This window comes from Acidisphaera sp. L21, assembly GCF_009765685.1.
Classification (GTDB): domain Bacteria; phylum Pseudomonadota; class Alphaproteobacteria; order Acetobacterales; family Acetobacteraceae; genus LMUY01.
The window spans coordinates 22,071-25,861 of sequence record NZ_LMUY01000009.1 but is presented as its reverse complement, the minus strand read 5'-3'; the positions used below and the strand labels follow the sequence as shown (position 1 = coordinate 25,861).

Genomic DNA, 3,791 nt, shown 5'->3' with positions numbered 1-3,791 from the left:
ACGCCAGCCGTCGAACCCGAATGGCGCAACCGGCACCAGCATGTAAGCCAAGAACGCCACCACCGGCACCACGGCGAACTGAATGGCCTGATTGTAGGCAAAGGCGCGCCCACGGACGTGCTTGGGCACCAATTCGGCGATATACGTGTCGATCGTCACCAACTCGACCCCGATGCCAATCCCGGCAATCAGCCGCCATAGGCAGACCGAAAAGCCGCTATTCTGAAACGCCATGATGATCGTTGCCGCACTGTAGAACAGCAGCGAGAAGGTGAAGATGGTTTTCCGCCCATACTTATCTGCCACGAACCCGAACATCGACGTGCCGATGAACAGGCCTGTGAAGGTGGCGGCAACAAATAGGGCCGGCCCGGTGAAAATACCCACTGCCACGTTGCTCAGCAGCCCCGCCTTGACCAAGCCGGGCACGACATACCCCGTCATGAACAGGTCATAGAATTCGAAAAACCCACCGATCGACAGCAGGGTGACCAGGACCCAGATGGATCGCGTCGCGGGCAGGCGATCTAGTCGGGCGAGGATGGAGGCCGCGGGATGTTGGTCCATGGACGTGTCGGGCATGATTCGCTTGTCGCTCCCTTTCCACCCATGCAGCCACAACAGGCAGACGAACGCCAGTGGCTCGATTCGTATCCGGACCTGGCCACCGTGATTTGGCTCGCCAGCCAATCATCCTAGCAGGTGAGGCGGTCTCCTTGACTGACGAGTCTTGCGTCGGTCGCAGATTGAATAGATAATTCGCAACTGCGCCACGCCGAACAGGCATGGTCGAAACACGTCACACTCGATCAACGGGTGGACAGCAAGGAGGTGTGGGGCATGGGCCGGATACTCGCCGCAGTCATCATGGTGCTCACCGCGATCAGCAGCCCCGCTTGGGCGCAAGCGACTTATAAATTGCGGGCTTCCGTCGATACATCGCCCAGCCATGCCCGCACTATTTCGGTTGCCGACTACCTGAAGACGCTGCAGGAGCGGTCGGGCGGACGCATCCAGACCGAACTGTTTAGCAGCGGGCAGTTATTTCGCGACCGCGATGTTGCAAAGGCGCTTCGCCAGGGCGCCATCGAAATGGCCGTGCCGGGAAGCTGGGTGCTGACCGGGTTCGTGCCCGACGCCGACGTCTTCCAGCTTCCAGCCTTTTTCGGGCAGCCAGCGCCCGTGGTGTACGGCGCCGTCGATGGCGGGGTCGGCAAAGCCATCAGCGACGAGCTGGAGGCCAAGCTGGGCGTCAAGCCGATCGGCGCTTGGCTGCCGCTTGGCTATCAGAACACCTACAGCACCGGTAAGCCAATCCATAGTTTTGCTGACCTGGCGGGGATGAAAATCCGCAACTCAGGCGGCGCTGGCCAGGCGATTCGCGCCAAGTTCTTCAACGCCCAACCGAACATGACGGCTTGGCCGGATGTTCCGCTGGCGTTGTCGCAAGGCACGTTCGACGGGCTGAGTTCGACCGATGAAAGCCTCGCCAGCGCGAAGTTGTGGGATTCCGGCGTCAAGTACGGCTTTGAGGACCATGAATTCATCGGCTTCTACATCCCAATGGTCAGCGACGGCTTCTACAAGAAGCTACCACCGGATCTGCAGAAGCTGCTGGTGGATGTGTGGAACGAGAATATCGCCACGTACCGGTCCAACATGGAAGCCGCGCAGACGCGGGCACGCAAGACGCTAGAGGCGAACGGCATCGTTTTCGTGGCACCGCCAGACACCGCCTTGGCCGACATCCGCAAGCGCATGCTGCCGATGCAGGATGCGGTGGCGAAGGAATTGCGGATCACCCCCGCGCTGCAGCAGCTTGTGTCAACCGACAAAGCGCTCAACGGGAGCTGAGCGTCTGGTATGATGCGAGCCTGGAACCTGGCCGAGCGTGCAATGATCGGCACGCTCGGCGCCCTGGCGCTCGCGATCGGCACTTACCAGGTGATTGGCCGCTACGTCGACCAGCGCATCGCCTTTGCTTACGGCGATGAGGTCGTCGTCTACCTCACGGTATGGGCGGTGTTTTTGGCCACTAGTCAACTAGTGTGCACAAATGGGCATGTGCGGCCCGATATCGTGCTGCGGCTGCTGCCACCGCAAGCGCAGCGCTGGGTGGAAGCATTCAATTGCTGCGTCGCCATCGTGTTTTGCATGGGCCTAGCGTATTGCGGCCTTCAGGTGACACAGGGGTCTTACGACCTGGACGAGCGCAGCATCACCGGGCTCGAATTTCCAATGTGGATCTACTACGCGTCCATTGTGGCAGGCGCAGCATTGATGGTCTTGCGCTACGTGATCCGGCTGTATCGCTACGCGTTCCGCTTCGACCCGGCGACCATGGTCATTGCCTTCCAGGACCACTGAGGTAATTCGGCATGCTGGTCCTGCTGTTCCTACTGATGTTCTTCGGCTTACTCGTGGCCGGAATGCCAATTTTTCTCGTGCTGGGCGTCTGCGCCGCAGTGCTGTTCAGCGTGACCGGGCAGCCGGTGGTGGCGATTGCGCAGAAGATCGTCGACGAGTTGAACTCGACCACGCTGATGGCATTGCCGCTCTTCGTCATGGCCGCCGCCTTCATGCGGCGCGGCGGGGTGGCCAAGGCGCTGGTCGACGTGGCAACTGGGTGGTTCGGACAAGTAAGGGGGGCGCTCGGCCTCGTCGCGGTGGTATCCTGCACCCTGTTCGCGGCGATCTGCGGCTCCTCGGTCGCGACGGCTCTGGCGATGGGGACGATCCTGGTCCCCGCCATGATCGAGCGGGGCTATCCCCGCCATTTCGCACTCGGCGTCGTCGGTGCCTCCGGCACGATCGGCATCGTCATTCCGCCCAGCCTCGCGCTGATCCTGTACGGGCTGATCGCCGAGCAGTCGGTGCCACGCCTGTTCCTGGCGGGCATCCTCCCGGGCCTGCTCCAGGCCACGACATTTTTCGCCTGGGTGCTGTTCTATGCCTATCGCTATAAATTACCGCGAGAGCCGGCGCTGCCCCGGGGGCAGGCGCTGCGAAACACGCTGAACGCGCTGCCTGCGCTGTGTGTGCCCGTCATCGTCATGGTCGGCATCTATGGCGGGCTGATGACCGTCACCGAATCGGCCGCAATCGCGGCGACGACGGCGTTGTTTGTCAGCTTGGTGTTCTACAAGGGGTTTCGGCCGTCCGAGACGCTAGGGGTCATCGCCGACGCGATCAAAAGTGCCGCGACCATCATGATCATCGTCGCCACCGCGCTGGCCTTCGGCCATTGGATGACCGACTCCGGCACCCCGGCGGCGCTAGTGCAATTCACGCTCGATCACCATTTGGCGCCATGGCAGTTCCTGCTGACGATCAACGTGTTGCTGCTGATCCTGGGTTGCTTTTTGGAGGTCGCGGCGACGCTGCTGGTGGTTATGCCGATCCTGGCGCCGGCGCTGCATCCGCTGGGGATCGATCCCGTCCATTTCGCGATCGTCTTCACCCACAACATGGAAATCGCGCTGGTCCACCCACCGGTCGGGCTCAATCTCTACGTGTTGGCGACCATCTCGGCAGCGCCGATCATGGAGGTCGTGCGTGGGATCCTGCCGTTCCTGATCCTGCTGCTGATCTGTCTTGGCATCATCACCTACGTGCCCGAGCTTTCGCTATGGTTGCCGAACCTGGTCTACGGGCCCAGCCGCTGAGATCGGGGTCAACGCGGCTCCAGCACGGGATGCGGCCCGTCCACCAGCCGATGCGTCGCCAAGACGCGGTCCCGGACGGCTTTGCGGCTGATCTTCAGCATGGCATTGCGTGGCAACTCGTCCATG

At 61.8% G+C, this 3,791-nt stretch carries 4 protein-coding genes; 3 read left to right on the top strand and 1 reads right to left on the bottom strand.

Translation table 11 applies throughout. From position 1 onward, the window contains the following. The coding region (locus tag GSQ76_RS02235) for an MFS transporter (RefSeq protein ID WP_158742292.1) at window positions 1-582 on the bottom strand (582 nt) is incomplete at its 3' end. A gap of 258 nt (window positions 583-840) precedes the next feature. Between GSQ76_RS02235 and dctP the strand changes: the two genes are divergently transcribed. Genes dctP through GSQ76_RS02220 form a run of 3 tightly spaced genes read left to right on the top strand, consistent with a single transcriptional unit; the run spans window position 841 to window position 3,665 of the window. Beyond that, window positions 841-1,854 (top strand): TRAP transporter substrate-binding protein DctP, encoded by a 1,014-nt coding sequence (gene dctP, locus GSQ76_RS02230; RefSeq protein WP_158742291.1) that lies wholly within the window; start codon window positions 841-843, stop codon window positions 1,852-1,854. Window positions 1,855-1,863: 9 nt separating this feature from the next. Beyond that, window positions 1,864-2,367, top strand: a complete 504-nt coding sequence (locus GSQ76_RS02225; RefSeq protein ID WP_158742290.1) for a TRAP transporter small permease — start codon at window positions 1,864-1,866, stop codon at window positions 2,365-2,367. A gap of 11 nt (window positions 2,368-2,378) precedes the next feature. Further along, window positions 2,379-3,665, top strand: a complete 1,287-nt coding sequence (locus GSQ76_RS02220) for a TRAP transporter large permease (RefSeq protein WP_158742289.1) — start codon at window positions 2,379-2,381, stop codon at window positions 3,663-3,665. Window positions 3,666-3,791: the final 126 nt, after the last annotated feature.

Bases quoted from the DNA above. Each gene is read 5' to 3' on its own strand.
- dctP (WP_158742291.1), top strand. From the start codon at position 841: ATGGGCCGGATACTCGCCGCAGTCATCATGGTGCTCACCGCGATCAGC.
- GSQ76_RS02225 (WP_158742290.1), top strand. From the start codon at position 1,864: ATGATGCGAGCCTGGAACCTGGCCGAGCGTGCAATGATCGGCACGCTC.
- GSQ76_RS02220 (WP_158742289.1), top strand. From the start codon at position 2,379: ATGCTGGTCCTGCTGTTCCTACTGATGTTCTTCGGCTTACTCGTGGCC.